General features: G+C 34.8%; 26 protein-coding genes. 7 read left to right on the top strand and 19 right to left on the bottom strand.

Annotation, left to right across the window (positions count from 1 at the left end; translation table 11 throughout):
* Window positions 1–70: 70 nt before the first annotated feature.
* Genes efeB through AC4BC7_RS00585 form a run of 3 tightly spaced genes read right to left on the bottom strand, consistent with a single transcriptional unit; the run spans window position 71 to window position 3,914 of the window.
* Window positions 71–1,306, bottom strand: coding sequence for an iron uptake transporter deferrochelatase/peroxidase subunit (efeB, locus tag AC4BC7_RS00595; RefSeq protein ID WP_490503509.1), 1,236 nt, complete (start codon window positions 1,304–1,306; stop codon window positions 71–73).
* A 12-nt stretch (window positions 1,307–1,318) separates the two neighbouring features.
* On the bottom strand, window positions 1,319–2,500 hold the full coding sequence (gene efeO / locus AC4BC7_RS00590) for an iron uptake system protein EfeO (protein WP_490503508.1): 1,182 nt from the start codon (window positions 2,498–2,500) through the stop codon (window positions 1,319–1,321).
* A complete protein-coding gene (locus AC4BC7_RS00585; protein ID WP_490503507.1) occupies window positions 2,490–3,914 on the bottom strand; it encodes an FTR1 family iron permease in 1,425 nt (474 codons plus the stop codon). The genes efeO and AC4BC7_RS00585 overlap by 11 nt, the downstream gene beginning before the upstream one ends.
* A 161-nt stretch (window positions 3,915–4,075) precedes the next feature.
* On the opposite strand from AC4BC7_RS00585, the gene AC4BC7_RS00580 reads away from it, so the two are divergent.
* On the top strand, window positions 4,076–4,327 hold the full coding sequence (locus AC4BC7_RS00580; RefSeq protein ID WP_207872064.1) for a twin-arginine translocase TatA/TatE family subunit: 252 nt from the start codon (window positions 4,076–4,078) through the stop codon (window positions 4,325–4,327).
* The gene (tatC, locus tag AC4BC7_RS00575; RefSeq protein WP_207872061.1) at window positions 4,324–5,022 is read left to right on the top strand and encodes a twin-arginine translocase subunit TatC; all 699 of its coding nucleotides are present in this window, start codon (window positions 4,324–4,326) and stop codon (window positions 5,020–5,022) included. The genes AC4BC7_RS00580 and tatC overlap by 4 nt, the downstream gene beginning before the upstream one ends.
* Before the next feature lie 29 nt (window positions 5,023–5,051).
* Here tatC and AC4BC7_RS00570 read toward each other — a convergent pair whose 3' ends face one another.
* The 10 genes from AC4BC7_RS00570 to AC4BC7_RS00525 all read right to left on the bottom strand — a co-directional run bounded on the left by AC4BC7_RS00570 (window position 5,052) and on the right by AC4BC7_RS00525 (window position 15,951).
* A complete protein-coding gene (locus AC4BC7_RS00570) occupies window positions 5,052–6,242 on the bottom strand; it encodes an NAD(P)H-dependent oxidoreductase (protein WP_490503506.1) in 1,191 nt (396 codons plus the stop codon).
* Window positions 6,243–6,256: 14 nt separating this feature from the next.
* Window positions 6,257–6,865: an NADPH-dependent FMN reductase gene (locus AC4BC7_RS00565; RefSeq protein ID WP_490503505.1), complete on the bottom strand. Its 609-nt coding sequence runs from the start codon at window positions 6,863–6,865 to the stop codon at window positions 6,257–6,259.
* Window positions 6,866–6,885: 20 nt separating this feature from the next.
* Window positions 6,886–7,809 carry an FAD:protein FMN transferase gene (locus AC4BC7_RS00560; protein WP_490503504.1) on the bottom strand — a complete coding sequence of 308 codons (924 nt, stop codon included), beginning with the start codon at window positions 7,807–7,809 and terminating at the stop codon, window positions 6,886–6,888.
* Window positions 7,810–7,827: 18 nt separating this feature from the next.
* Window positions 7,828–8,682, bottom strand: a complete 855-nt coding sequence (locus AC4BC7_RS00555; RefSeq protein WP_490503503.1) for a helix-turn-helix domain-containing protein — start codon at window positions 8,680–8,682, stop codon at window positions 7,828–7,830.
* Between the two features lie 231 nt (window positions 8,683–8,913).
* Complete coding sequence (vanS, locus tag AC4BC7_RS00550; protein ID WP_490503502.1) at window positions 8,914–9,996, bottom strand: vancomycin resistance histidine kinase VanS; 1,083 nt, start codon at window positions 9,994–9,996, stop codon at window positions 8,914–8,916.
* Window positions 9,980–10,678: a VanR-ABDEGLN family response regulator transcription factor gene (gene vanR / locus AC4BC7_RS00545; protein ID WP_207872043.1), complete on the bottom strand. Its 699-nt coding sequence runs from the start codon at window positions 10,676–10,678 to the stop codon at window positions 9,980–9,982. The genes vanS and vanR overlap by 17 nt, the downstream gene beginning before the upstream one ends.
* Before the next feature lie 74 nt (window positions 10,679–10,752).
* Window positions 10,753–11,397: a C39 family peptidase gene (locus tag AC4BC7_RS00540; protein WP_490503501.1), complete on the bottom strand. Its 645-nt coding sequence runs from the start codon at window positions 11,395–11,397 to the stop codon at window positions 10,753–10,755.
* 404 nt (window positions 11,398–11,801) lie between these two features.
* Window positions 11,802–13,826, bottom strand: coding sequence for a putative bifunctional diguanylate cyclase/phosphodiesterase (locus AC4BC7_RS00535; protein ID WP_490503500.1), 2,025 nt, complete (start codon window positions 13,824–13,826; stop codon window positions 11,802–11,804).
* Window positions 13,827–13,954: 128 nt separating this feature from the next.
* Window positions 13,955–14,779, bottom strand: a complete 825-nt coding sequence (dapF, locus tag AC4BC7_RS00530; protein WP_207872032.1) for a diaminopimelate epimerase — start codon at window positions 14,777–14,779, stop codon at window positions 13,955–13,957.
* A gap of 17 nt (window positions 14,780–14,796) precedes the next feature.
* The gene (locus AC4BC7_RS00525; RefSeq protein ID WP_490503499.1) at window positions 14,797–15,951 is read right to left on the bottom strand and encodes a M20 metallopeptidase family protein; all 1,155 of its coding nucleotides are present in this window, start codon (window positions 15,949–15,951) and stop codon (window positions 14,797–14,799) included.
* A 238-nt stretch (window positions 15,952–16,189) separates the two neighbouring features.
* Between AC4BC7_RS00525 and dapD the strand changes: the two genes are divergently transcribed.
* Window positions 16,190–16,891, top strand: coding sequence for a 2,3,4,5-tetrahydropyridine-2,6-dicarboxylate N-acetyltransferase (dapD, locus tag AC4BC7_RS00520; RefSeq protein WP_207872027.1), 702 nt, complete (start codon window positions 16,190–16,192; stop codon window positions 16,889–16,891).
* Between the two features lie 74 nt (window positions 16,892–16,965).
* On the opposite strand, the gene AC4BC7_RS00515 is transcribed toward dapD, so the two are convergent.
* A complete protein-coding gene (locus tag AC4BC7_RS00515; RefSeq protein ID WP_490503498.1) occupies window positions 16,966–17,580 on the bottom strand; it encodes a uridine kinase family protein in 615 nt (204 codons plus the stop codon).
* A 133-nt stretch (window positions 17,581–17,713) separates the two neighbouring features.
* On the opposite strand from AC4BC7_RS00515, the gene AC4BC7_RS00510 reads away from it, so the two are divergent.
* Window positions 17,714–18,460: a DeoR/GlpR family DNA-binding transcription regulator gene (locus tag AC4BC7_RS00510; protein WP_207872022.1), complete on the top strand. Its 747-nt coding sequence runs from the start codon at window positions 17,714–17,716 to the stop codon at window positions 18,458–18,460.
* A 13-nt stretch (window positions 18,461–18,473) separates the two neighbouring features.
* Window positions 18,474–19,328, top strand: a complete 855-nt coding sequence (locus AC4BC7_RS00505) for an HAD family hydrolase (protein WP_490503497.1) — start codon at window positions 18,474–18,476, stop codon at window positions 19,326–19,328.
* 86 nt (window positions 19,329–19,414) lie between these two features.
* Here AC4BC7_RS00505 and AC4BC7_RS00500 read toward each other — a convergent pair whose 3' ends face one another.
* Together AC4BC7_RS00500 and AC4BC7_RS00495 are read right to left on the bottom strand one after the other, a co-directional pair.
* A complete protein-coding gene (locus AC4BC7_RS00500; RefSeq protein ID WP_490503496.1) occupies window positions 19,415–20,185 on the bottom strand; it encodes an ankyrin repeat domain-containing protein in 771 nt (256 codons plus the stop codon).
* Window positions 20,186–20,202: 17 nt separating this feature from the next.
* Window positions 20,203–21,144: a DUF4822 domain-containing protein gene (locus tag AC4BC7_RS00495; RefSeq protein ID WP_490503495.1), complete on the bottom strand. Its 942-nt coding sequence runs from the start codon at window positions 21,142–21,144 to the stop codon at window positions 20,203–20,205.
* 173 nt (window positions 21,145–21,317) lie between these two features.
* Here AC4BC7_RS00495 and AC4BC7_RS00490 point away from each other — a divergent pair, with 173 nt between their 5' ends.
* Complete coding sequence (locus AC4BC7_RS00490; RefSeq protein ID WP_490503494.1) at window positions 21,318–22,793, top strand: sensor histidine kinase; 1,476 nt, start codon at window positions 21,318–21,320, stop codon at window positions 22,791–22,793.
* The gene (locus tag AC4BC7_RS00485; RefSeq protein ID WP_490503493.1) at window positions 22,786–23,475 is read left to right on the top strand and encodes a response regulator transcription factor; all 690 of its coding nucleotides are present in this window, start codon (window positions 22,786–22,788) and stop codon (window positions 23,473–23,475) included. The genes AC4BC7_RS00490 and AC4BC7_RS00485 overlap by 8 nt, the downstream gene beginning before the upstream one ends.
* 45 nt (window positions 23,476–23,520) lie before the next feature.
* Here the strand turns inward: AC4BC7_RS00485 and AC4BC7_RS00480 are convergent, their stop codons facing one another.
* From AC4BC7_RS00480 to AC4BC7_RS00470, 3 genes are read right to left on the bottom strand one after another with little or no spacing between them, the layout of a single operon-like run.
* The gene (locus AC4BC7_RS00480) at window positions 23,521–24,273 is read right to left on the bottom strand and encodes an iron ABC transporter ATP-binding protein (RefSeq protein ID WP_490503492.1); all 753 of its coding nucleotides are present in this window, start codon (window positions 24,271–24,273) and stop codon (window positions 23,521–23,523) included.
* On the bottom strand, window positions 24,270–25,295 hold the full coding sequence (locus AC4BC7_RS00475) for an iron chelate uptake ABC transporter family permease subunit (RefSeq protein WP_490503491.1): 1,026 nt from the start codon (window positions 25,293–25,295) through the stop codon (window positions 24,270–24,272). Before AC4BC7_RS00475 ends, AC4BC7_RS00480 begins: the two co-directional genes overlap by 4 nt.
* Window positions 25,296–25,304: 9 nt before the next feature.
* Window positions 25,305–26,315, bottom strand: coding sequence for an ABC transporter permease (locus AC4BC7_RS00470; RefSeq protein WP_490503490.1), 1,011 nt, complete (start codon window positions 26,313–26,315; stop codon window positions 25,305–25,307).
* Window positions 26,316–26,328 lie beyond the last annotated feature (13 nt).

Genomic DNA, 26,328 nt, shown 5'->3' with positions numbered 1-26,328 from the left:
ATCCTTTTAGCACTAGTATAACGTAAACAAAAGAAAAACTCTCAAAAATTTCTTTTCGAGAATTTTTCCGTTAATTCGCAAATAATTGTTGGCCAAAGTACTCACCTTTTTTTAAGCCTTTTTGGCAAGCATACAAGCCATTACCAATCGGAATTGTGTATTCGTTTAGTTTATCTTTTCTACCCATTAGTTGTAGCATGGGAATATATTGTTCTTCAGGATTTTGAGTAAACGCAATAAATAACAAACCAGCATCAATAGTACCGGTTATCTCGTCAATCCCATTTTGATAAGAATACGCCCGCCGATGCATTTTCTTTTTAACATCTTTGGCTAATTTAACATGAGAATCAATCGGCTGTTTAGACAAAATGACCGGTTCAAACTCTTCTTGACGCCCGTAAGCTGCCCCAGATTCTTTTTTACGTCCAAAGGTATCTTCTTGATCTAATAAACTTGAACGATCCCAAATTTCCAAAAGCATCTTGATTTTCCGATAACCGAGATAGGTCCCTTCTTGAAACCACGTTGGTTCTGTCTGGTCGGCCCACACAACTGCGTCATAGCCTGTTTTTGTATCATGTTCAACATTTGCTGTTCCATCTTTGAAACCAAATAAATTACGAGGTGTTTCGTCTTTGCCACCTTTGATAAATCCGTTTTCTAAAAAACGAACTGTTGCTCGTCCCGAACTCATTCGAATTAAATTACGCACGGCGTGGAACGCAACTTGCCGATCATCAGAACAAACTTGGAATAAAATATCTCCATCCGACAACTCTGTTTGCAACGAATCGTGCGCCATCTTAGGCATTGAATTGAGATAAATAGGTTTCTTATCGCGAATGCCAAAACGGTCGACACCATCTTTTTCAAACAAAGACAGACCATAACCAATCGTAATCGTTAAATTTTGTGCATTTAAGCCTAAACTATCGCCAGTGTCATTCGGCGGCAATAGCTCATTGTTAGGGTTCTCCATAGTTTCACCTTTAGTAACGGTTTGTGCAAGCATAGTCCAATCTCTTAATAATTGTTTTACTTCTTTCACAGTGTTTAAGGTCAAATCAAATGCAACAAAATAACCATATTCTTGTTGCGGGGTAACAATCCCTGCTTGATAGGTTCCAAAAAAATCAACGACTTGCTGTGCATTTGTCTGTTTAGTCGCTTGTTGCAACAAGTCTATTGAAGTTGTCACGCCAGAAGTAGCCGCAACAATTCCTACACCAGTCAGAGCAGATAATTTTAACATGTCACGCCGAGAAATCTTTTTTTCAAATAACTTGTCTTCTTTCTTACTCATTTTTTTCAATCCTTAATTAAAAATTGCGCCGGTTTTCGCCATCAATTCAGCTAGTGTTGATAATTCTGTACTGATTTCACGAATCTGTTCTTTACTCAATTCTGTATAATCCACATAACTATCACCAGATTGATAGGCTGCTAATTTTTCTTCCATTGTGTTGAATTGCGTGTCTAATTGGTTTGCTAATTCTTCGTCATTTTCATTCAAGGCAGGAATAATTGCTTGATAAACAACTTTTGAGCCTTCTACGTTAGCTGCTAAATCGGATAAATCGGTATGTGAGTAGGCTTCTTCTTCCCCAGTAATTTTTGTTGTCGCTGCTTCATTCAGTAATTCCATCGCCCCAGCAACCATTTGTGTTGGTTCCATTTCCAACGTTTTTACTTGGTCGTCTAATTTTTTAACATCAGCATCTAATTTATCCGCAAATTCTTTCATGCCTTCTGTCGTATTATTTTCCCACAGCGCACGTTCAATTACATGGAAACCAGTCCAATCGGCTTCAGAGTCAACATCATTAATACGTGCATCAATATCAGGATCTAAATCACCAAAGCTTTCTGCTACTGGTTCAATTCGTTCATAAAATACACGTGATTTCACATATTCTGTTTTTGCTGCCTCAATGTCATTATTGCGTACCGCATCCGTGAATTTTTTTGTTGCAGTGACTAATAAATCACTTTGTTCTTGCAAATAGCTTTGATAATTTTGAACTGCTTGATCTAGAACTTCTGATGTTTTTGCTTTTGTTTGTTTGGCATTTTCTAATTTCGTTAATGAGTCTTCTAAACCAGTAACATTTTCAGCAATCACTTCAAAATCAGGTTTATCGTATTGTGCACCATAAAAGATTGGTGTTTCATATTTTTCGACCGTGCTGTATTCTAACGGATAGGCTTTACGAACATCATTTTCAAACGCTAACCAATGTTTGTGCATCGCTTTTGAATTATCAAGTAACGCTTTAGCATCTTGTTTATCTACGGCATCTTTAACTGTTGCTAATTCATCACGCATCGTTTGAATTTCTTTTTTTAAGGCTGCGTCATCGACATCGGTTGCAGCAACTTCACTAGTTGTTGTAGATGTTGCTTGTTCTTCTGTTGAATCAGCAGATTTAGTTGTGGTTCCACATGCACCTAACACCATTGTTGATACGAATAAGATACCTAAAATTTTATTTTTCATGAGAATTCTCCTTTTTTCTTTGAAGTAGATAGACAATAATAATCCCAATAATTAAGAGTTGCGGGATAAATGAAATCCATGATGGATAGATACTCAATGCCGTCACAGTTGGTAAATAGGTTTCTACCTGATTTGGCAATTGGTTGGCTAATTGTAAACTATGAATTCCCGAGCCCATAAATTTAATTGCTAAGTAAAAAATCACTAAACTAGATAATGTGAAGAAAGCTTTTAACGGTAAGCGACGTTCAAAAACAAATAAAACAATCGCAACCACAGCTAATAAAAATGTCCCCAATAAAAATCCAGCAATCAATTGTTGCATAGAAACTTTTCCTACTAAACCGATAATAAAAATAACAATTTCTAATCCTTCACGAATCACTGCTAGAAAGGCTAACGCGGCCAACCCTACAACTCCACCAGTCGCAGAATTTTGACTTTTTTCTTTGTAAAAGCTTGTCATTTTTTGTACATCCGATGATTTGTGCATCCAGATTCCAACAAATACTAGCATTACACTTGAAAAAACACCTGAATAGCCGTTAATCAACTGACTATTAGTCCCAAAGGCAACCACTGATAAAACATAATAAACCAATACACCAATCGCTAAACTCGTTAAACCACCTAAAACACTGCCTCCTAGAATCCAACGTTTTGCTTTTTTACTGTTTTCTCGTTGTTTAACAACTGAAAGCAATAAACTGATAATCAACATTGCTTCTAAACCTTCGCGAAAAGGAATCATTGCTACATCAATTATCGAATAGTCAGCTGAATCAATCGATGACAACTCTTTTTGCATGTCGTCAATGGTTGCTAGAATGGCTTCTTTATTTTTAGTTTCAGCAGCATGTTTTAAATCCAATAAATTTTTTTCTGAATGATCGTAAATCGCTTGTGAACGACTAACTACATCTCCTTCTACAGATAACCATTCGGAAGCTAATTGCTCGGTTGTCACTTGTACTTCTTCCCAAGATTCCTCTTGAACCATTGTCTTTAGTTGCACCAACTTATTGATATATGCTCCTAGCGAATGCTCTTGTTGATTCATTGCCACAATAGCTTGTTCCAGAGCAATTAGCTCTTTTTTGGCTTCAGTTGAATCCTCCAACAATAAGGCAATTGATGCTTGTCCAACTTTTAAATCAATTTGTTGAGCGACAGTTGTATTTTTCTTTTTGGCTGCTTGCTTTTCCATAGTCCACCACTTTTTTACTTCCTGGTACGTTTGCTCGGCTTTATCAAAATCAGCTTGACCCACCCAAGACAGCGTTTCCTCAATACTCGCTGTCGGTTGAGCAATATCGAACGCTATTTCGTCAGCACGATGATTTGTCGTAGTCAAAAAAGCAAAAAATAAACTCACACTAAGGAAAATTTGCACAAGCATTCTTCTCTTGTCCACGATGATTTTCTAACCTCCTATCCATTCAATTGAGAATCATTCTCATAATAATCCTTTAACATTTTATTTGTCAATACTTTTTAATCGTTGACATTAAAGTATTTTAGGATTAAAATTTCATTAATTGAGAATGATACTCACTTAGAAAGAAGGAAATTATCATGGCATTAGGACCAGGAAGTATTGCATTGATTGTCACTGCAGGTTTAATTGTTTTTGGACCAAAAAAACTACCTGACTTAGGTCGTTCAGTTGGTGAAACATTACGTGAATTTAAAAAGGCAACTTCTGGCATGTTGAGTGACGAGGAAAAAATAGCGTCCAAACAAACGTATCAATTGAAGCGAAATTCTACGAAAAAAACAGCCCACTATGTTGTAAAAAAATCAGAGAATCATGATTTAAAACAATGACCATTCTTGAACATCTCGCAGAATTACGGGGACGATTGATTCAAGTTGCTTGTTTCTTTTTTATCGGATTTTTTGGAGCTTTTTTCTTTATCAATCCAACTCTCGTTCATTATTTAAAAGCACAAATTCCCTTTTCTTTAACGTTATATACGCTACGAATTACAGAAGGGTTAGAATTATCTTTTGAATTGGCGGCTCTTTTAAGCACGATGTTCATTTTTCCCATTATTTTATGGAATATTTGGGCCTATATAAAACCTGGCTTATATCCTGAGGAACAACAGCTTGGCAAAAAATATTTTCCCTATATTTTGTTTCTATTCATCATCGGAATTGTATTTGGATATTTCGTAGTTTTCCCTGTTACAGTTGAAGCAATGTTACATTTTTCAATTAATCTAGGGCTCACACCACTGATCACCTTAAAAGATTATGTCTTACTACTAGTGAAACTAGTATTTTCATTTGGTGTCTTGTTTCAGTTACCAGTTTTATTAGTATTGCTAGCAAAAACGGGACTAATCACTTCCCTATTTATGAAGAAAAAGCGAAAATATGCCTATTTTATTATTTTAGTCATCGCAGGTATTTTAGCACCACCAGAATTGACTTCTCACCTCGCAATGACCTTACCACTCATTGGCCTATATGAATTGAGTGGCATTCTTGTACAAAAAATGGAAAAAGACTCGTAGTTTCGTGAATGAAACTACGAGTCTTTTATTTATGCATTTTCCGATGCACCTGATACTGCGTCAACGTCACCATCTTGATGATCATTAACCGTAGCGCTTGTTGCAGCATCTACATCACCAACTAATTTTTGACCCGTTTGTTGTAAATACCAATCAATCGTTGGTTTTAAATCCCAAATATATTCATTGATACCAACATAATTCCCTTCGTCATCATGAATTGCTTGATAATTGTGGACCACATATTTATCTGGACCATGTGTTGGTACATGAACTTTTACGCAATCTTGTGCGCCTGAACGTAGTTGTTGGATGACCCATTCCACACCTTTATAAACACGTTCTGGATGGCACTTAGCTAACGGGTTACCAACTTGGCCTGGCGTACGAGACGCCAGCATATCTTCTGCTTCTTTTGTATAATTGTAATATAAGAATTGATTATTATTGTCGGCATAAGTCAATTCCATCGGCATAGAGGAAAGGAAATAATTTAATTGATCTACAGTTAATAAGCCACGATTCAATTTCACATACTCGCTACCTTCTGCGGGTTGAACAATTTCTGATGCTTGTTCTAGCCAATCATCAGCATACATATCGATACCTTCAACCGTCGTATCAACGGTGCCTGTAGCGAATAAATCTTCTGGTTCTGCCACTGGTGCTCCTTGTACTACTGTTACAACATTAATAAATTGAATGAATTTTTCTAACGTTGTTTGTAAAAAATCAACGGTACGTTTTTCTTTTAACTCACCTTTTTCATCAAAAGCTTCTTTAACTTTGCCTAATAAAAATTCATTTCCTGGCATCACCATTGCATTCACACCCGGTGCATCCAAAATTTGGCGTAAATGAAGCTGCGCACGAGAGGAGCCTTGATCGTAATAGGAAGCTCCTACAATCATCACAGGTTTATTTTCTAGTGGATGAATTTTGAATGATAACCACTCTAAAACACTCTTCAACGCTGCTGGAATAGTATGATTATGTTCTGGTGTCGCGATAATAACGCCATCTGCTTGCAAAATTTTATTACTTAGTTTTTGAATTGGGGCACTATTGGTTTGATCGTCACTTTGGTTAAATAATGGGATATCTTTAATTTCTAATACTTCTAATTCAAATAGATTCCCAAAATGTTTTTTGATATACGTTAATAACTTTCGATTATACGATAATTCCGCATTTGATCCGACAATACCTACTAATTTCATATTGATTCACTCCTTTATACTTCTTCCCAAGAAAAGTTTTCTGCTGCTTTTTTGTTCATCTCATGTGCATGGGTTAATTGCTTCATAATTTCGACAAAAACTAAGAAATCAGTAAATAATCCTTCTAATTGCTCAATTTGTTCAGGATTTTTCAATTTGTTTTCATCGTCAAAAGCTTGTAAAGAATGGCTTAACAAAAATTCTGAACTTGGCATGATACGTGCCTTTAATTCTGGAGCATCTAAAATTTGACGTAAGTGAATTTGAGCGCGTGAAGAACCTAATGTACCATATGAAGCGCCTGTAATCATGACAGGTTTATCGACAAACGGATAAATTCCATACGACAGCCAACTTAATGCATTCATCAAAGATGCAGGTACTGCATGATCGTATTCAGGTGTACTGATAATTACGCCATCCGCCGCTTCAATTCTATCTGCTAATTGTTGCACGGTTTCAGGAACCTGAATTTCTGCTGGTTTATTAAAAATTGGAATGTCTTTAATCTCGACAATTTCAATTTCTGCTTTATCAGCAAAATGTTGCTGCATAAAATGTAATAACTGACGATTTGTTGAATGTTCTGAGTTTGTGCCAACGAGGCCAATAAGTTTAACCATGTAATAACTTCCTTCCTTTTTTATAAATATTTTTCAATCCCGTTTGAATACAGGATGTGTTGATTTTTAGTAATAATGATGCCATCTATAGCGGGTAATTGATTTAGTTCACTCAAAATGTCTGCTGCTGTTTTTCCGAATAAACGTGTTGTCCAAATTTCACCATCCAAGGAAATCTTAGAGACAATTGTCAAACTCACCACATCCGTTTCAGCAGGATAACCCGTTTTGGGATCTAAAATATGATGATATGTTTTGCCATCTTGCTCTAATTGCCGTTCATAGATTCCTGAAGTCACAATCGAACAATCTTTCACTTTTAAAGTCAGTGCATATTGATTTCGTGCTGCAAAAGGGTTTTGTACGCCAATTTTAAAATAGCCTGCTCTTCTCGTTGGACAAGTACCAAAAACGACTAAATTTCCCCCAAGATTGATAATTCCTGATTGTGCACCTTGTTCTTTAAAATATTGAACCAATAAATCAGCAAAATAACCTTTTGCTAAAGCCCCTAAGTCAATCGCCATCCCTTTTTCTGTTAAATAAACTGTTTGATGTTCTTCATCAAGCTGAATATGACGCGGATTGGTTTTTCGTAACAAAGCTTGAATGTCATTAGTTGTTGGGATATGTGCATCATCAAAACCGATGCGCCAGCTTTGCACTAAAGGACCAATCGCAATATTTAAGCGGCTACTGGAAGCACAGCTATGATGCGTACCAACTTTGATTAATTCATATAATTGTGGATGAACTTTTACAGGTTCAACACCTGCACATTGATTCACAAACGCTAGTTCAGAAGCCATAGAATTTGCACTAAAGCGTTCTTCATAAATCTTTAGTCGTTGATCAGCCTCTTCTAAAAGTGGTTCTGGGTTTGCGTGATTGATTGTTAATTGAATAATCGTTCCCATGCGCCGAATGATTTTCGTTTGCTGCATGTTTTCGCCTCCTTCAATCTAGCCTTGTTTCACTTGTTCTTCAAGGAGTGCAAGTTCATTTAAAGCAATTTGATTCCGATTGATTTTGGAATAGGCGCGTGCATCGTAAATTAATTCAAGAATAATGGCTTGCTCTTCACTTGTCAAAATAGCATTTTTAGCTAATTGAACAGCAGCTCTGGCTAAATAATAAGTTACGTGATTATCTGAACAAATAGTTACAGCATAGTGTAATAACGCATTACTTAACTCTAACTCTTGAATGTGTGCATAAAATACCCCACTTTGAAAAACAATGTGTAAAACACGCCAAGTATCTTCCATATCTTTAATTGGGTATTGATAAATTTGTTCTAAAACCTTGTTGAAATAAAATTCAGCTTTTTCCTCTTGCTCTTCTCTCAAATAAATCATCCCAATTCCGGTATAAGCTAATAAACGAAAAATAGGTTGGCTTTCTGTTAATAAAATTTGGTCAAAGACAAACATAATATCCATGACTGGTTCATTTTGAAAAAACATGATAAAACCTTTTAAATAATAATAGCGTAAAACGGCATTGGCTTCTTCGGCTTCAATCAATGTAATACTTGCTAACAAATCAGCAGCTTGCTGATATTCACTCGTAATTAAGAAAAATTCTACTTGATTCATTTTTTCTGTAATTTCTGAATTAGGAATTTCAACTTTCGGAAATAATTCACCTAAGGATAGGTTCAATCGTTTGCATAATTTTAATAAAATTTTCAATGTCGGTATTTGTCCATTGTTCTCAAAACGACTTAAAGTTGCTTGGGTACAAATACCATCTGCTAATTCACTTTGAGAAATCCCTAATGCTTTTCTAGCTTCAACAAAACGTTCAATATTCATTGCCTCACCTCTTTAAGAAAACATAAGATTGATAATATTTTCACATTACTTCATAAAACAAATTCTACTATTCACAAACTTATTTGTCAACGCTCTCATATAATTTTTTATATAAAAAACAATTACTATAAAGTAAAAAGTGTAAAAAAACATTATGTATCAACAAAAATCTATTATTTAATATAATTTATTATATAAAAAACGAATAATGATTTTATTCTCATTACTCGTTTAATCGATGGTATCCAAATAAATTGTGAAAATAATTTCATTTTCTTCACTTTCTACATGAATGGTTCCTCCATGTAGTTCAACCATTTCTTTCGTAATTGGTAAACCTAGTCCTGTTCCCCCAGTTGTTGTTTGTCTTGCAGTATCAATGCGATAAAAAGGTTCAAAAATACGTGTCAGCTTTTCTTTAGGGATAGTTTTCCCACGATTCGTTAATTGAATACTGATTTTCTCATCAACAATATTTAAAGATAAGTGCAATCTTGTATTTTCATAACTATAATTAATCGCATTACGAATTAAATTATCAAATGCACGTTCCATTTTTTCTAAATCAATTAAACAATGCACCTCTTTTTGCAATGATAATTCCCAGGTTAATTGTTTTTCTTGCATCACAGGTAAAAATTCATAACTTAATTGTTCTAACATCACACTCAAATCGACTTCTTCTTTTTCCAAAGTCATTGAGGTTAAATTGAATCGAGTAATTTCAAAAAATTCACCAATCAATTGTTCTAAGCGCTCGGCTTTTTCTAAAGCAATATTAGTATAACGGGCACGCAAGTCCGTCGATAATTGTGGCTCTTCACGTAATAACGTTAAATACCCGATAACGCTAGTCAACGGTGTACGTAAGTCATGTGCTAAATAAACAATCAAATCATTTTTTCGTTGTTCAGCTTCTTTCGCTGCTCGCTGGTCCAATAAATTGCGTTCACGAATTTCATTCATTTCATTTTCTACATCAACTAAATTCGTCGATAAATGAATGGGGCGCTCTGGTTCTGTCACTAATTGATTCGTGGCTTGAATCGTTTCGTCCAGATAACCTAGAGCTTTTTTGATAAAATAAGTCGTCAGGATAATCCAAGCACCTAATCCATACACCACGATACTTGGATACAAAATGGCTTCAATGAATTTCAACAATTCGTAAATAGGATCTCCATCATACCAGACACGAAAACGAGCGAAGTATTTAATAACCACAGGAACGATAATCATTGGAACGACCAGTACTATCAAACTTAAAAAGTACCTAGTCAATAAATTTTTAGCTAATTTACTTTGAATTTTCAATCATATAACCTACTCCCCAAACCGTTTTAATAAATTTTGGTTTTCGTGGTAATTCATGGAGTTTTTCTCGAAGTCGGGCGATATGTGCCATGACAGTATTGTTATTTTCTAAATATTTTTCTTGCCAAACTACTTCAAATAATTCTTCTGAAGTCACAACTTTTCCTTGCTGCTCAAAAAGATAGACTAAAATTTTAAACTCGATGGGTGTTAATTTAATTTCTTCTCCATATAACCAGCATTGATGACTTGCTGTTGAAACGATTAAGCCTTCTTTTTCAAATTCATCGATCGATTCTTGCTTTGATGAATTGTATCGTTGATAACGACGTAATTGTGTTTTAATACGCGCTACCACTTCTAAGGGGTTGAACGGTTTAGTAATATAATCATCTGCCCCTAAACTCAAGCCGGTAATCGTATCTATCGCTTCTCCTTTAGCCGTCAGCATTAATACTGGGAAAAAATATTCTTGACGAAGTTCTTGCAAAATCGAAAAACCATCTTTATCTGGTAACATCACATCTAATACTAGTAAGGAAACAGGATATTTTTTTATATAAGCAAGTGCATCCAGACCATTATAAAAAGTAACAACTTGATAGCCTTCATTTTGTAAAAACGTGGTTAATAAATTGGCAATTGCTTGCTCGTCATCGACTACTACTATTTTATCTGTCATTTTTTCACCTCATGTTTCTTCTCTAGGTCTATTATACATGAGGACCGTTCATTTGATAGTACCGATTTTTCTCATTAGCCAAATGCCCAATAAGCAATTCCTTCTTGTTGAAACGTTTCGTCTGAAAATACTTGCTGATAATGATTTTTTTCAGGTGAATCATTCGGATCAAGTACTATGATTTGTCCTTGATCATTCATCATAAGTACCATAATATGACCCGTTGTTGTAAATGTTCCAGGATTAACAGAAACGATCACTGCCTTATGATTACTCGCTTGTTCTTTTGCGGCTTGGAAATCATTACCTAATGCTTGATAATTTATTTGATAATGCCTACTAAAATCTTCAAATATTTGCCAAGATGTTCCTTGTCCAGCAACGAAATAATTATTTTGTGCCCAATCTAAAATATCTGTCGGTAAAACTTCTTTTCCTTGTACATAAGCTAATACCATCGCCAACGAAACAATTGCACAACCATTTGTTGCTAAATCATCTTGTTTTGAATCAAAACCATACGCAATATCGGCCCAACGTGGGTCTTTTTGTAAAAGTAACGGTATTTTTACGTTTAATTCTTGATTGGCTTGTTTTTGGAAAGCAATTAGCTCCTCTTTTTGATACGTTTGTTGCGTGGGCTTTTTCAAATAAAAATAACCGGCTCCCCCAATAATTAACACAATTAACCAAATGATTGGCGTTTTTTTCTTTTTCATTTGCGCTCCTCCTCTACTTCTTTAGAATAACAAAGTTTTTTAGAAGAGTTATTGCTGTTTTGCTGTGATTTTCTCCGATTTTTATGATAAATTCTTACAAATTTATGACAAAAATACGCTAAGTGTAACCCTTTTAGCTAACCTACCTCTCAATTTTTGTATTTTATAAGCTCAAGCGGAGGATGTTTTATAAATCACAAAAGTATTAATCCCATTAATAAAGGATAGTTTTATGTCAATTAGTAGGACAAGCGAATTTACTTGATGAGCAGACTGATTTTATTCATTAGTTGAACCATTATGAAAATGCCTATGAAATTTAGAAGTCTACGGGAACTATCTAAAACTTGGATGACCGACTTGCTAAAAATGATAAAAATAATGAAGCACACTAAGTTTTGCGCTTAGTGTGCTTCGTTATTTTTAGGTAGCTGTCTTTTTATTAATAATTTTTCTGTCTCTACTAAATTTAATGGTCGACTATAATAAAAACCTTGAATTTCATCGACATCATTGATAAGTAAACTGTCAAACTCTTCTTGTGTTTCTACGCCTTCTGCAACTACGTGTAAGCCTAAATCTTTTCCTAACTGAATTACTGTATGAACTAGCTTTTGTTCTTTAAAATTTTGAGAAATCCCTTGAATTAACGACTTATCAATTTTCAAAATATCTAAATCTAGTTTCAATAGATACGATAGTGAAGAATAGCCCGTCCCAAAGTCATCCAACGCAACTTTAATCCCATTTTTTTTCAAAATATCTAGGGCTACTTGAACCTGTAATTCATTGGTCATCAAAATGCTTTCAGTAATTTCAATTTGAATCCACGTTGTTTCAACATTAAATTCAGCTAAAATGTCTAAAAATTTTTCTGCAAAACATGGTTGCACAAATTGACAAGCCGATAAATTCACTGAAACAGGAATTGGTGTATAGCCTTTGTTCACCCAAAGCTTAATTTGTTTACATACTTGCCGTAAGACCCATTCGTTCAATTCACTAGACATGCCAATTTCTTCAGCAAGTGGAATAAATTCTCCCGGAGAAATACATCCTAATGTAGGATGCTGCCAACGAATTAATGCTTCTAATCCGGTGACATAATCATTTTTAGGACAAACTTTAGGTTGATAAACAATATAAAATTGTTCATCATACGAAGCTTCTCTTAAATCGTTTTGAATTTGAAATAGCCGCTGATCGGAACTGTCAATTAAACGCGTTGAAAATAGATAGGCATTTTTTCGTGTGTTTTTCACTTCATACATTGCTGCATCCGCGTTTTTCATCATATCATCTTTGGTTTCACCTGACTCTGGAAAAATGGCCACCCCCACACTACACGTCATCCAAATGGTTAAGTTTTGAATGACAAAAGGTTCCTTAAATTGTTGTAGAAGTTTTTCTGCCGCTTGTTTTAGAGAAGCGATATTTTCTGTTTGATAGACAATCATCCCAAATTCATCGCCACCGATACGAGCAACTAGTCCTGTATCCCCCACAAATTCCATTAAACGTTGCGATACTTTAATTAATAATTGATCACCAATCGCATGCCCTTTCGTATCATTGATGTATTTAAAACTATCTAAATCAATAAATAAAATACCAAAATGTTGGCCATTTTTGTGAGCTTCTTCAATACAAGTCGTTAATTTATGGTCAAACATGCGTCGATTAGGGATTCCTGTTAAAGAATCCGAATTGGCTAACTGTTGAATTTTTTCCTCATTGTTTTTTTGGCTAGTTATATCATAGCGAATCGCCATATATTGAAAAATTTCGCCTTGTTCATCAAGCATCGGAACAATCGTGGCATCTGTCCAATAGTAAGAACCATCTTTTTTTCGGTTTTTTATTTCGCCATGCCAAGTTTTTCCTTGAAGAATCGTCTCCCACAGCTCTGTAAAAAATTCTTTCGGGTGATACTTAGAATTAAGAATTCTATGTGTATGCCCAATCAATTCATTTTTTTCATAACCAGACATTTCACAAGAATGCCTGTTTGCATAAGTAATTCTGCCAGCAGTGTCTGTAATAACTAAAATAACTGAATTATTCAATGCTTGATGAAGATAGGATAAATCATCCAACGTATGGAATAATTCTTGGTCTAATTGATCGGTTTCAATGATTGTTCCAAGAATCATCCATCCTTCATTTGTATCAATGCCATAACTAAATATAATTAAAGGTATTGTCCTACCGTCATATCTATTGATAACTACTCGTTTATAACTTGCTCGTTTTTTCTTTGTCATTAATTTAGAAAAATAATGAGCAACCTCATTATTAATATAACGAGATAAAATTGAACGATAATCTTTTCCTTGAATTTGTTCAGCTTTTCCGTCAACTAATTCAAAAAAATGATTATCATAAAAATAAATGTTCCCTTTTTGAATTCGAAAGACAATTTGTTTCATCTGTGCACACTCCAAGTTAATAATTTAATTATTATAACATGCAAAAATAAAATTTATAAATCATAATATATTAAAAACTACTGAGAAATAATTCATATCACCCAGTAGTTTCCTAAAAAATAATTATTTTACAATACAAAATCCTCGTCACGGATGATTCCTTCAATAACAATGTTGGTATCGCCAATTAAATTCAATGCTTGATCTGAAACTTCAACTTTTAAGACACCGCCTAACACATGTAAAACAACAGGATCTTGTTGAATCAGTTCTCTTTTTCTTAAAGCATAAGCGGTGGAACCTGAACCAGTACCACAAGCTAATGTGAAGTCTTCCACACCGCGTTCAAATGTGCGCACGATAACTTCTTGATTATCTAAATCGTAAAAATTAACATTGGCACCTTTTGGTAATTTTTCCCAAAAACGTAATTTTTTGGCTAATTCACGAAGTTCTGCCAATTCAGTTGTTCCTAAATTTGGATAATGAACCACTAAATGTGGAATACCGGGATTTCCAAGTTCAATGTAATCAATAACTAATTCTGGATTTTCTGAAAATTCACAATCAAATTCAACGGTTGTCGGTTCATTCAATTGAACTTTATACAAACGTTCATCCAAACGCCAAGCTTTGACATCGCCTGCAATGGTTTCAATGGTCATCTCTGCTTGTGCCAGACCTTTTTCATAAGCATATCGAGCAATACAACGTGCGCCATTCCCACACATTTCAGCTTCAGTGCCATCCGCATTGTAAAAACGCATGCGGAAATCGCCCCTATTTTCAGGAAAATCAACCGCCATCACCGCATCAGAACCTACAGAAATTCGATGTTGACAGACTCTTTTAGCTAACTCTGATAATTGTTCGCCAGAAAGATTTAATTCCATGTTGTTGATGACAATAAAATCATTTCCGGTACCTTGCATTTTATAAAATGGAATATTCATAAAGGTTCCTCTTTTCTTTACTTATTTAATTCTTGAATCAAATCGACATAGCAAGCAATCCCATTGAGTAAATTTTTCTCATCAAACTGCATTTTGCCGCTGTGTAATGGATGAATATACCCTTTTTCTTCATTTCTAGTTCCTACAAAGAAAAATAGCCCTGGTACAACTTGTTGGTACATAGAAAAATCTTCTGCCAGCATATATGGAGGTGTTTCTTGATACGAATCCTTGGCTACTGTTTCAAGTGCAGTTACCATTGCTGTGTCATTTTCTACTACCCGATACATATGATTAAACAGCACTTCTGCCTCGCAATCATATCCATGAGCAATTTCTTTAGCCAGCGTCTCGATTCGTTCTGTCATTCGCTGATAAACTGCATCATCAAACGCTCGCATCGTGCCTTCTAAATGAACCTTTCCAGCAATAATATTCATTGCTTCGCCGCCGCTAATTTTCCCAAAAGTCAAAACGGCACTTTCCATCGGACTAATATTACGAGAAATAATGCTATGCAAGCCTTGTATCACCGCCGCTGCTGCTAAAATAGCATCTGCGCCTTGTTGGGGTTGCGCTCCATGTGCGCTGCGACCTTTAATTGTAATCGCAACTTCACCATTGCGAGCCATCATCGCTCCTGGACGACACGCAATCACTCCTTCTGAAAAGTCAGGAAAGACGTGTAATCCTACAATTTGATCAATCTGATAGGTTTCAATTAAACCTGCGTCAATCATCAACTGAGCGCCTCCTGGACCCTCTTCTGCTGGTTGGAAGATTAAAATAAGCGTTCCTCGACGTTTTTCTGGATGTTCGCTTAAATATTTCGCAAAGCCTAACATGGTCGCCATATGGCCATCATGACCACATGCATGCATTTTCCCAGGCGTTTTTGAAGCAAAGTCGGCACCTGTTTCTTCTGTGACTGGTAACGCATCGATATCCGTTCGAAAAGCAATGGTTTTACCAGGAATATCGCTACGTAAAACAGCGACTGTTCCTGTATGAATCATTGGATAAACTTCTGTAATGCCAAAAGAAGCTAATTTTTCACGTAGGTAATGGGCTGTTTGAATCTCTTCTAAGCCTAACTCAGGAATTTGATGCAATTCTCTGCGAAATTTCGTAACATCAGGTAATAAATCTTGAATTTCTTTGGTTATTTTCATAAAAAATCGCTTCTTTCATTAAAATAAGTGGTTTTTTTCATTATTTTTCAGTAAAAAAATCATAACAATTGATATGTGTTTATCATATAGTATATAATTCCAATATTCTACTCATAAATTTCCAAATCTACAAATTTTGTTTATGACTAGACCAATAATTAGACCTATTTATAAAATGAATCCGTCATTCTTTTTATAAGTATGCCTAATTAACTAAGAAGGAGGCGCAAAAAAACTTATGTCAGAATTACAATTTTCAGATCCTTATCAGTTAGCAAAATACATCAAAGATGCGACAAAACAAACGCCAGTTAAAGCTTACATCGATGGTGATTTAACAAATGTTTCAAGCGATACAGTCAAAATTTTTGGCAATATTGTAATTGGCGATGCGACAGACATCGAAACGTTCTTAAACGAAAATAAAGCTGTCATTAACGACTATTATTTAGAAAATGATCGTCGCAATTCTGCCGTACCAATGTTAGATATCACTAAGGTGGATGCACGTATTGAACCTGGTGCATTTATCCGTGATCAAGCGATTATTAACAAAAATGCGGTTGTAATGATGGGCGCTGTCATCAATATTGGGGCAGTTGTTGGAGAAGAAACCATGATTGATATGGGCGCAATTTTAGGTGCCCGTGCAACTGTTGGAAAACGTGCACACATCGGAGCAGGTGCTGTCTTAGCTGGCGTTTTAGAACCACCTTCAGCAAGCCCAGTCATTGTTGAAGACAATGTGTTGATTGGTGCCAATGCAGTTGTTTTAGAAGGTGTTAGAATTGGTGAAGGTGCGGTTGTTGCAGCCGGTTCAGTGGTCACAGAAGATGTTCCAGCTAATGCTGTAGTTGCCGGTTCACCAGCTAAAATCATCAAAATGAAAGATGATAAGACCTTAGCAAAAACAGAATTTTTAGACGATTTGCGCGGTTAACAATCATCAAAAACCATGGAGAACAGAAACATTCTCCATGGTTTTTTTAGTTTATGTTTATCTCTTTGACTCGATCAAGCATTTTGAACAATTAAATCAAATGTTTCTGGTGGACGTAAAAAGGTAAAATAATACTCTTCTACTGAATCCCAAAGTTGGTGCCATTCTAAATCATCGGTACCCTCTCGTTGATTATGTCTCTTATAACGCAAATCAGGTACCACATCAACAAGAATTTTCAACTGTCCCACTTCAAATAAATTCAAAAGCGAACTATAAATACCATCAAGTATAATAACTTGAGTAGGATTTACTTCTACGATTTCCGAAGACAATCCATCCCTATTTTCAAAAGAAAATGGATGATAATAGACCGTTTCTCCATTAATAACTGGATATAAAACTTCTTTTTGTAAACGTGACCAATCAATGCAACGACGGCACCTCTTTTCTAAGGAAGCTGTTTCCCATTCAGCATTAGAAATTGTTGCATCAAAAAAGTCATCGCAGTGAATAATTGTTGCATCCACTTGAGAAGCAACTTCTATTGCCAAGGTCGTTTTACCTGCACCGCTTCCTCCATCTAACGAAACCACTACTATTTTCTGATTGCTCAAACATTGACGAATTGCTTCTACAATGGCATCACTTGCTCTAAATGAGGAATTTAAAGGATTATTTTTTTTCAAGTGTATTCCTCCTTTTATTTACTTTATCATATTTCTTAAAGAAACACTAAACGCTTATAAAAACTTATAAATAATTATAAACGCTTGTAAATAATTTTATAACCTGTTACATTACTACTAAAGGAGGGAAAACATGTATCAAGAACAGCGACTTTCAAAAATATTAAGTTTATTAGATGAACACAAAGAACTTTCTAGTAAAGAGATGATGCATTATTTTAACGTCTCAAGAGATACAATTCGTAGGGATTTTACTATTTTAAGCGAAAGAAATTTAGTGAGAAGAACTCATGGAGGTATTATTCCTATTGAAAAAGATAATCAAATCCCCTCCTTTAACGATCGGATCAGTGAACTAACACAAGAAAAAAAAGCCATTGCTCAAAAAGCAACGACTTTTATCCAAGAAAATAACATCTATTTCTTTGATGTGTCTACAATTATTTTGAATGTAGCTCAATTAATTGATTCGCAAATAACCATTTATACACATTCATTAGACAATGCAATTGTATTAAGTCAACCTAAGAACCACACTGTTCATCTATTAGGAGGAAAATTTTATCCAAAAAATCGTTTTTATTATTCTCTAAATGAATCAGAACTTCTTCAAAAGACTAACTTTGACGTAGCTTTTTTTGGGGCAGCTGGCTTGAAAAATGGTGAAGTTAGTTTTGAAGATAGTGAAGATGCTTATTTGAAACAATTAGTAATGACACGTGCAAAAACAAAAATTTTATTAGCTGAACAAAAAAAATTTCAACAATCATCCAATTATGCAATTGGCACAGTTAACGATTTCGATTATTTAATTACTGATGAAAAACCACAAAAACATCTTCAACAATTATTTTCAAAAGAAATAACAATAATTTATTAAAGGACGTGTGAACATGAACTCCCCAACAATTGAGTTAATTTTAAGTGATATTGATGGAACTATATTGGATGAACAACATCGCATTGACCAGAAATTACCGCAAACAATCCAACAGTTAAAAAAACAAGAGATTCCTTTTATTTTAGCCTCCGCTCGTTCTCCTCGAGGAATATTTCCCTTAGCAGAAGAACTGCAATTAGGTGATACCCCTATTGCTTGTTACAATGGTGCGCTTATTTTAGAAGGAAACGCCACTAACTATCAAACAATTACTGAACACGCATTACAATCAGATGATGTCGTCCTCATTCTAGATGTGATTAAAAGGAATTTCCCTCAAGTTTCCATTAGTTTATATTCCGGAATAGAATGGTTTGTTGATCGTACAGATAAGTGGACAGACATTGAAGCTGCTATCACCAAAGATTCACCAACTGTTCAGGATTTACAATTGTTTTTATTAGAAAATAATCAACCTATTCATAAACTCTTACTAATCGAAGAATCTGCAATTATTCAAGAATTGCATAAATTTTTACAAAAACTGTCACTTAATGATACTTCATTCTATCTCTCAAAAGACAACTACTTGGAAGTCACTTCAAAAGAAGTCTCAAAAGAAAAAGCTTTGATTGACATTGCAAACTATTATCAAATTCCACTAGCAAAAACAATGACATTAGGTGATAATTTCAATGATATTCCAATGTTAAAACTAGCTGGCATAGGGATAGTAATGCAAAATGCACCACAAGAAGTTAAAAATAGTGCTGATATAGAAACGTTAAGTAATAATGATTATGGTGTTTCGCATGCTATTCATAAATACGTGTTGGCAAAAAAGAACGAACAGCAAAGATACACATAAAACAAAATAAATATATCCGAACGAATGAAAAGCACGTACTCTTTCAATCGTTCGGATATTTTGTATCCTATTTATATTAGAATTTTTTATTTTTGTAATTCAACTAACATTGCTTGATAGCCTAGTTCCTTGGCATAATCTTCAGCCGTTTTTCCATAGTTATCACGAAGCGTTTTATCAGCACCATAAATTAAAAGTTCTTTGACGATGTCTTGATAAACTTTTGAACCATCACGTAAAGCAACTGCTTCAATTAATGCTGTATAACCATAATTGTTTTGATGATTAATATTTACCGCCCCATCCTCTAATAAGAGCTTGACGTTATCTAAATGCCCTTTTTCAGCAGCGGGAATTAAGGTATTCCCTCCAAAACGATTATATACTTGCTGGTTTGGCTGACTATTTTCTAACATAAATGTCAAAATTTCTGTTTTTCCTTGTGCCCCTGCATATAAATAGGCGCTATCTTGAATATGGTCTTGGAGATTGACATCTGCACCTGCTTTAATCAATGCTTTGGCAATTTCTACTTGGTTATTGTGAGTCGCAATCAACAACGGGCTTTCACCTCGATCATTTTGCTCATTGATGGGATAATCCGCACTTGCTAAAATTGTTTTGACTTTTTCGCTGTCATTTGCTTCAACAGCTGTTAGTAAACTTCCTGCTTGATACATTTCAACACTCCTTTTCTCAATTTCTGTCGTTGATTCTGTGACTCTTTCGGTCGACTGAACGGTTGGACTTTCAACAACTGATGAGTCTGTTTCTTCAGTCATTGGTTTCGTTTGATTCATGCAACCGGTTAATACTAGTATACTCGTTAAAAGCAAATTTCGATAAATAGAATGCATGAAACTTCCTCCTTGATTTAAAACGTAAATTCTGGCGTGAAGTTACCTTGATAAGGCTCATGCTCAACAAAAATCTCAATTTCATTTCCAGCCTGATCTTTTCCTAAACGTTTATACGTAAATTTTTTATCATTTAATTCGGTAATTTCTAATACTGCACCATAGTTGTTTTCACCAATAGATACATGCGCTCGTAGCTTATTGTCTGCTAATACATCATAATAACCAAAATCTCCACGTGTTTCTCCTGTTTCTAAATCAAAAAATTCATATTGATTCGTAGTCACGTCAAATTTAGCCAAGCTGATAAATCCTTGGTTTTCATTTGTCACATCATTGCCATCCACGTCTAAAACTTTAGTGCCGTTCCATAATGTTTGACTAAGCAGTTCGTTACCAGGCATTTCAACGATTTCACCTGTTGTAGTTGTTAACGACTTACGTCCATTGGTAAATGTCAATTCCTCAGCAACAGGTACATGTTCTACAAAAACTTCAATATCATTACCTTCTTTGTCTTTCCCAAGGCGTTTATATGTGAAAAGATCCTCTGTTAACTCTGTAATTTCAACAACGGCTTGATAATTTAATGTTTCAGAAATCAGAATACGATGTTGACCATCATTCGTAATGAAAAATGTTCCTTCATCTTCACGTGATTCTTTTTCTTTAGTAAAAAATTCATAAAAGCCAGTTTCTGCATCGTATTTTGCTAAACCAATAAAGTTTTGATTTTCTTGCGTTAAATCAGTTCCTTCTTTATCATAGACACGTGTTCCTTCCCAATTTGTGGCAGTAAGAAGGGCTGTTAAATTAGCACCTTTAGAAGATTGTTCTTCGAATTTTTCTGACGATTGACTCATACTGGTTGTTTCTGTAGTTGTTTGTTCATTTTGTGCACAACCTACCAGCAAAGTTCCTAAAGTAATCAGTGTCATCGCTACTATTTTTGTTTTCATTTTTTTGTCGCTCCTTTTATTTTAGTAACTCTATCCTAACAAGAAATGATAACGAGCAACTTTCCAAAAAATGAACAAAAAATAAACTATTCTGAATAACTATAACTTTTGCTTCCCTAAATTCCCTACTCAGTGTATGGTTACGGTACCTTAATTAAAAAGCAGGTGAACGGATGACCATCAAAAAACGTTTTTTATTTTCTTATTTAAGCGCAATTTTAATTACTGTAGGTTCTTTACTACTGATTTTTTCTTTCATTTCTTATACTACTTTGGGAGAAGTTCCTTCCATTTCAAAAATCTATCGGATTCTAACGACACAACGTCCTCTGACATCCGAAGAAAAAGAAAGTTATATGAAAATGAATCAGTTACTTCAAAAATCACCACAATTACTCGAAGAACCCTTTAATAATGAGTTACAAACACTCATTCAACAAATTGAACAAAAACAATTAAATGTTGTGATTCGAAAAAATCAAGCATTTACGTATTATTCTTCTCCTCTAGTTGAAAAATCATTGCACGCACATGCGCCTGCATTTGAATTGAACAATTTTGAACCCACAGGAACAATTGATAACAATGGACGTTTCTTCCATTATATCAAAAATGATTTCCAATATTTAGATGGTTCCAAAGGCAGCTTTATTATTTTGAAACGAGAAAGTACCCTCTTTGAATTTTTTATTCGTTGGGGTATCTGGGTTATTTTGATTATTTTCGGCATTGCTATTTTTGCTTTTTGGTTTATTAGTAAACAATTATCCAAAACAACCATTGAGCCCTTAATGGCATTAGAAAAAAGTACACGACAACTTATACAAGGCAAAGAAATTTCGCCATTTAATACATTAACGAACCAGCAATCGTCCAAAGAAGTCGAACAACTCCAACAAAGCTTTCAGACAATGTGGCTGGATTTGCAAGCGGCACAAACTGAACAGCAAAAAATTGAAGAAAATCGCAAAGAACTTATCGCCAATATTTCACACGATTTAAAAACACCGATGACCTCTATCATTGGATATGTTGAAGGGTTATTAGACGGTGTGGCAAATACGCCTGAAAAACGTGCGCATTATCTACAAACCATTCATGAAAAAAGCTTAACGCTGAATGACTTAATCGATGAACTCTTTTTATATTCCAAATTAGACTTAGAAGCCTTGGCATTTTCTTTTGAAAAAGTAAATATAATTACGTATATGACACACCTTTTAGAGGAGGGTCAACTTGAAGAGGTCATCGTCGTAACGGATTTTCCTAATCATCCTTTGTATGCGATGATTGATAGGACGCAATTTAATCGCGTCATTAGTAATCTCATTCAAAATAGTTTAAAATTTCAACACCCTGAACGACAATTACAACTAACCATGCGTATCCAACAAAGCAATGGGATTCAACTGATTTTTACAGATAATGGTCTAGGGATCACTCAAGAAGATTTACCGCACGTGTTTGAACGTTCGTATCGCTCTGATAAAGCTCGAAGTTCTTCTATTAAAGGAAGTGGCTTAGGATTAAGTATTGTGAAACAAATTATTGACGCTCACCAAGGAACCATTGGGATTACTAGTCAACTAAACGAAGAAACCACTATCACGATTCATTTACCGTTTGCAAAGGAGTTTTACCATGAATAAAATTTTGATTATTGAAGACGATGCTAGTATTGCCAATCTACAAAAAGATTATTTAGAAATTAATCAAATGGACGTGACCATTGAAAACGATGGACAGCTTGGCTTAGAAACCGCCTTAACCAATTTCTTTGACTTAATTATCGTTGACGTTATGTTGCCAAATTTGGATGGCTTCGAAATTTGTAAAAAAATTCGGGCGAATACCCAGATTCCAATCATGATTGTTTCTGCAAAAAAGGAAGACTTTGATAAAGTACGCGGACTAGGCTTAGGCGCAAATGATTATCTCGTTAAACCATTCAGCCCGAATGAATTAGTCGCACGTGTCAAAGCCCATATTAGTCGCTATCAGTCCTTACAACCGCAAACAGCGAATCATTCAATCATTGAAACACCAGATTTACGTATTGATAAAGCAGCTCATAAAGTCTGGGCGCTTGAACAGGAAGTTTTTTTGACTCATAAAGAATTTAATTTGCTCGTTTTTCTAGCAGAACATCCCAATCGCGTATGGCGAAAAGAAGATTTGTTTGAAACACTCTGGGGCTTTGATTCGCTTGATACGGAAATGGCAACAGTTGTTGTACATATCAAACGAATTCGTGAGAAATTGAAGAAAGCTAATCTCGCAAATTCACCTATTGAAACAATTTGGGGTAGCGGTTATCGCTTTAATTTGTAAAAAAATAAACCACCTAAACAGATATCGTTTGGGTGGTTTATTTCACTAATAAATAGCTAACGGACCATATGGACCTTCAATAACATCGATTTTAGTTTCAAAAATATCTGTTAATATTTCCGACTTCATTACTTCTGTTACTGTTCCATTAGCGGCAATTTGACCATTTTTCATTGCGCAAATTCGATCTGAATATTTCGCTGCAAAGTTTATATCGTGCATAACTGTCAACACCGTTCGCCCTAGCTGATCCACAACTTCTCGTAAATAATTCATCATCTGTACTGAACGAGCAACGTCTAAATTATTGAGAGGTTCATCCAGTAAAACATATTCTGTTTCTTGACATAATACCATCGCAACATACGCCATTTGTCTCTGCCCACCAGAAAGTTCGTCAAGATAACGATTTTCTAGCGCTGTTAAGTTCAAGAAATCAATATATTTAGATATGATTTGTTCATCTGATTTCGTTAGTCTTCCTTTTGAATAAGGAAAACGTCCAAAACTGACTAATTGTCTCACGGTTAATCGCGTGATGAAGTGATTTTCTTGTCGCAAAATAGTCAATATTTTGGCTAAATCTTTCGAATTGGAAGAAGAAATATCCATGTTGGCGATTTGGATTTGTCCTTCATCCATCTTTAAAAGTCGGCCAATCATTAATAATGTCGTTGACTTCCCTGCGCCATTCGGACCTATTAAAGACGTCAAGCAAGATGTAGAAATATCAAGATTTAATGGTCCTATCTTCACTTCTTCTGTATATGTTTTTTTTACATTGTTTATTTTTATCATAATGATCGCTTCCTTAACACTACTATTAAAAAGATCATGCCCCCGAATAATTCAATAATGACTGAAACAACTCCTTGAGCATTGAATATATGGTACATAAAAAAATAAGCACTCGTTATTATCAAAAAGCCGATCGCCATCGCCATTAAAAACAAATGTTTATGATCGTAAGTTGGCGTGACTTGATAACTTAACGTTGCGACTAAAAATCCAAAAAAAGTAATTGGACCAATTAAAGCCGTTGAAATAGACATTAAAATGGCCACCAGTACCAAAACATAAATCAAATTTAATTGGTAATTCACGCCTAATGAAACAGATACATCTTTTCCAAGAGATAATAAGTTCAATTTTTTTGCTTGTAAAAAAAATAATACAGTAATCAAAATGACTACTGGTATAACAATTGGAAAGTAGCTAGACTCTGCATTATTCACTGAACCAAATAAACGGGATTGTAATAAATCAAATTCAGAAGGAGCTAAAAGACGGCGCATAAAACTTGATACAGAGCTCAATCCTACACCAATAATAATCCCTACTAGAAGCATTAATTGTAAATTACCGTATTTCCCTGACAATAACCATCCATACAGTACTAAACTTAATAGCACCATCATAAAAACTTGAAAGATAAAAACACCGATTCCTTTAAAATTAATTAAAGCTGTTGCGCCAAACAAAAAAATGACACTGGTATTAATTGTAGAATAGAGTGCTTCAAATCCTAAAAGCGATGGCGTGATAATCCGATTATTAGTGACAGATTGAAATGTTACTGTCGACAAACTATGACAAACAGCCGCTATCAGCATAGCGATTAGCGCCACGATTCTTCTTTTCACAATAGGAACAAATGACGGTGAATGAATAGGAACAGGATTATTAAAAACCAATAATCCATAGGAAGCAAACAATCCTAAAGCAATAAAAATTAATAGCCATATCCAATATCGTTTTTGTTCTTTTTTTGTACGAAAAACTGAAGATGAGCGATTTTCTAGTGTTTTGTTTTTTTCCATTAACTCAAATCAGCTCCTTAACTTTCGTTGACTAAATAATATAACGATAAATAAAATGGCGCCTACTGTTCCTAAAATTAGTGATACTGGTACTTCAAAAGGCATGATAATTGTTCGAGAGATGATGTCGCAAATAATGATTGTTGCCATCCCTATCAGACAAACCCACGGTAAGTTACTTCTTAAATCATCGCCTCGAAACATCGAGACAATATTAGGTACGATTAAGCCTAAAAATGGCAGATTTCCAATTACAGCAGCCACAATTCCCACTGTAAAAGAAATCAATAATGTTCCTACAAGAACAATCCCATTATAATTCGCGCCCAAATTCGTAGTAATGTCTTCACCTAACCCCGCTAAAGTTAATTGATTTGCAAAAAGATAAATTAAACCAGCCGCTAAGACAATTAACCATAGATATTCATACCTACCAATTTGGACAGCTGCAAAAGAACCGATATACCATGTTTCAATATTTTGTGTCATTTGAAACAATAAACCAATAAAAGTTGAAATAGCAGAGATTACGCCTTTTAACATCATACCAATAATAGGTACGATTAAAGACGAGCGTAGTTTCACGCGTCGTAAAAATAAAAAGAAAACCATTGTTCCTATAAAAGAAAAAATGATTGCTCCAGTCATTCGCAAGACTAAACTAGGAGAAGGAAACAACAAATAAACCAATAACAAGCCTAGACCTGACCACTCAATTGTCCCAGTTGTTGTTGGCTCAACAAAACGATTTTGTGTCAGCAACTGCATAACTAAACCCGAAATCGCCATTGCTGCTCCTGTCAGCATTAATGCAAAAGTTCTTGGTACTCTTGTAATAAAGAACATGTCTAAGCCATCTTCTTGTCCACGAATGTCATAAACTCCTGTAAATAAAGACACTACTGCTAATCCTAGAACTGCAATCAAAGTTAAAATAAAAGATTTTGTCCATAATTTCCTAGGATGATAAAACTGGGGTTGAGAGAAACTCTCAACCCTAGTAAATTTATTTTTTGACACTTTGATACGCTCC

The sequence above is a fragment of the Enterococcus sp. AMC1623 genome (assembly GCF_058216495.1).
This window is presented reverse-complemented; position numbering and strand designations above follow the sequence as displayed.

What these genes read in the sequence shown, in the direction of transcription:
- efeB (WP_490503509.1), bottom strand. Translation starts at nt 1,306, where the DNA reads ATGAGTAAGAAAGAAGACAAGTTATTTGAAAAAAAGATTTCTCGGCGT.
- efeO (WP_490503508.1), bottom strand. Translation starts at nt 2,500, where the DNA reads ATGAAAAATAAAATTTTAGGTATCTTATTCGTATCAACAATGGTGTTA.
- AC4BC7_RS00580 (WP_207872064.1), top strand. Translation starts at nt 4,076, where the DNA reads ATGGCATTAGGACCAGGAAGTATTGCATTGATTGTCACTGCAGGTTTA.
- tatC (WP_207872061.1), top strand. Translation starts at nt 4,324, where the DNA reads ATGACCATTCTTGAACATCTCGCAGAATTACGGGGACGATTGATTCAA.
- AC4BC7_RS00570 (WP_490503506.1), bottom strand. Translation starts at nt 6,242, where the DNA reads ATGAAATTAGTAGGTATTGTCGGATCAAATGCGGAATTATCGTATAAT.
- AC4BC7_RS00565 (WP_490503505.1), bottom strand. Translation starts at nt 6,865, where the DNA reads ATGGTTAAACTTATTGGCCTCGTTGGCACAAACTCAGAACATTCAACA.
- AC4BC7_RS00560 (WP_490503504.1), bottom strand. Translation starts at nt 7,809, where the DNA reads ATGCAGCAAACGAAAATCATTCGGCGCATGGGAACGATTATTCAATTA.
- AC4BC7_RS00555 (WP_490503503.1), bottom strand. Translation starts at nt 8,682, where the DNA reads ATGAATATTGAACGTTTTGTTGAAGCTAGAAAAGCATTAGGGATTTCT.
- vanR (WP_207872043.1), bottom strand. Translation starts at nt 10,678, where the DNA reads ATGACAGATAAAATAGTAGTAGTCGATGACGAGCAAGCAATTGCCAAT.
- AC4BC7_RS00540 (WP_490503501.1), bottom strand. Translation starts at nt 11,397, where the DNA reads ATGAAAAAGAAAAAAACGCCAATCATTTGGTTAATTGTGTTAATTATT.
- AC4BC7_RS00535 (WP_490503500.1), bottom strand. Translation starts at nt 13,826, where the DNA reads ATGAAACAAATTGTCTTTCGAATTCAAAAAGGGAACATTTATTTTTAT.
- dapF (WP_207872032.1), bottom strand. Translation starts at nt 14,779, where the DNA reads ATGAATATTCCATTTTATAAAATGCAAGGTACCGGAAATGATTTTATT.
- AC4BC7_RS00525 (WP_490503499.1), bottom strand. Translation starts at nt 15,951, where the DNA reads ATGAAAATAACCAAAGAAATTCAAGATTTATTACCTGATGTTACGAAA.
- dapD (WP_207872027.1), top strand. Translation starts at nt 16,190, where the DNA reads ATGTCAGAATTACAATTTTCAGATCCTTATCAGTTAGCAAAATACATC.
- AC4BC7_RS00510 (WP_207872022.1), top strand. Translation starts at nt 17,714, where the DNA reads ATGTATCAAGAACAGCGACTTTCAAAAATATTAAGTTTATTAGATGAA.
- AC4BC7_RS00505 (WP_490503497.1), top strand. Translation starts at nt 18,474, where the DNA reads ATGAACTCCCCAACAATTGAGTTAATTTTAAGTGATATTGATGGAACT.
- AC4BC7_RS00500 (WP_490503496.1), bottom strand. Translation starts at nt 20,185, where the DNA reads ATGCATTCTATTTATCGAAATTTGCTTTTAACGAGTATACTAGTATTA.
- AC4BC7_RS00495 (WP_490503495.1), bottom strand. Translation starts at nt 21,144, where the DNA reads ATGAAAACAAAAATAGTAGCGATGACACTGATTACTTTAGGAACTTTG.
- AC4BC7_RS00490 (WP_490503494.1), top strand. Translation starts at nt 21,318, where the DNA reads ATGACCATCAAAAAACGTTTTTTATTTTCTTATTTAAGCGCAATTTTA.
- AC4BC7_RS00485 (WP_490503493.1), top strand. Translation starts at nt 22,786, where the DNA reads ATGAATAAAATTTTGATTATTGAAGACGATGCTAGTATTGCCAATCTA.
- AC4BC7_RS00480 (WP_490503492.1), bottom strand. Translation starts at nt 24,273, where the DNA reads ATGATAAAAATAAACAATGTAAAAAAAACATATACAGAAGAAGTGAAG.
- AC4BC7_RS00475 (WP_490503491.1), bottom strand. Translation starts at nt 25,295, where the DNA reads ATGGAAAAAAACAAAACACTAGAAAATCGCTCATCTTCAGTTTTTCGT.